Consider the following 1,349-nt stretch of genomic DNA (forward strand, 5'->3'; position numbering starts at 1 on the left):
GGTTCTTCGTCACTTCATGTGGATTTGGCCTGATCGGACAAGCGGCCCACGGGGCTGCCAATCAGGTAGATCATCGCGATGAAATTGGTCTCGTTCCGGTAGCCGCGTGCGCGTGACCGAGCAGCCTGAAAGAGGCCGTTCATACCCTCCAACCGAGCATTGGTCAGCCCCGAGATCCAGCGCCTGACCACCTGCTCGGCATGTCGCTCCAGCGTCGTCAGGGCCTTCGCCATCGGCTTGAGCAGTGGCTTGTCGGTGACCGCTTCTCGCATGACCTTGAGGTAGTTCGTGATGCGCCATCGGGCAGCCCGCGGTGTCGGGGCCTTCTGGATCCAGCGCAGCTTTTCCTTGATCACCCAGGCATCGGCTGTCGCACTTCGATCGGCCACCAGCTCCAGGAGGGCGGCAACCTGTTTGGCTGTCAGGTTCTGGTTATCCAGGCTCTTCAGTACTGCCCACCGCAGCGCTTTGGGGTGCTTCTTCTCACGGCGTTCCTTCTTGCGGACCTCGTCCAGCGCCTTGGTGAAGGTCTGTACGATATGGAACCAGTCGACTGTGACCTCGGCCTTGGGAAGATGCTCGGCAACGCCGCTGAGGAACGCCTGGGACATGTCACAGACCACCTCAACCACGTCGTTCGGGTCGCCGCCATGCTCCGCCAGGAAGGCGCTGAAGGCCTTGATGGCATCCTTGCCATGGCCAGGAACGGCAAAGATCACCGGCTCCTGCTGGCGCTGCATATCGAGAAACACCGTGACATAGCGCTGACCACGCCGAGCGGCGGTCTCGTCCACGCCGACAGCGGCCACGCTGGACAGATCCAGCTCACCCAGCATGCGGCCTACGTAGTGGTGCACGATACGCCACAGACGCTTGTCGGTGATCTCCAACTGTCGGGAGACGGCCAGCACCGGCATCTCCTTGACCAACGACATAGCAGCCTGCTCGAACAACAACGTGAAGTCGCTGCCAGGTCGGGCCCAAGGCACCTCGATGCGCTTGATACCATGCGCGGGGCACTTGGTGCGCGGGACGCGCGCATGCAGGTAGCAGTGGTGCTGAAAGAAGTTCAGGTGCCGCCAGGTCTTATCGGCGAAGTCATGAGCCGGGCAGGCCTTGCCGCACTCCGGACAGGGATAGAGGCTGCCTCGCTCGGCCTCGACATAGAGATCGAGGCGGTGGGGCGACACCGAGGTATCCAGGTGCTGGTTCTTGAGAACCCAGGGCGCTTCCAGGCCCAGGCCAAGGGTCAGAATCTGGTTACCATCCATGCTCTACCTCCTGTCCATGTGGAGGTCATATCCTGGGCCAGTTCAGGGGGCAAATTCCACACCCAACGACGAAGAGCC

At 61.7% G+C, this 1,349-nt stretch carries 1 protein-coding gene; it reads right to left on the bottom strand.

The genetic code is table 11. The annotated features are described in order from the left end of the window. Positions 1-14: 14 nt before the first annotated feature. Positions 15-1,271 (bottom strand): ISL3 family transposase, encoded by a 1,257-nt coding sequence (locus IHD13_RS17980; RefSeq protein WP_195862409.1) that lies wholly within the window; start codon positions 1,269-1,271, stop codon positions 15-17. Between the last annotated feature and the right edge of the window lie 78 nt (positions 1,272-1,349).

Origin of the sequence: Halomonas sp. 328, assembly GCF_015645095.1 — a bacterium.
Taxonomy (GTDB): domain Bacteria; phylum Pseudomonadota; class Gammaproteobacteria; order Pseudomonadales; family Halomonadaceae; genus Bisbaumannia.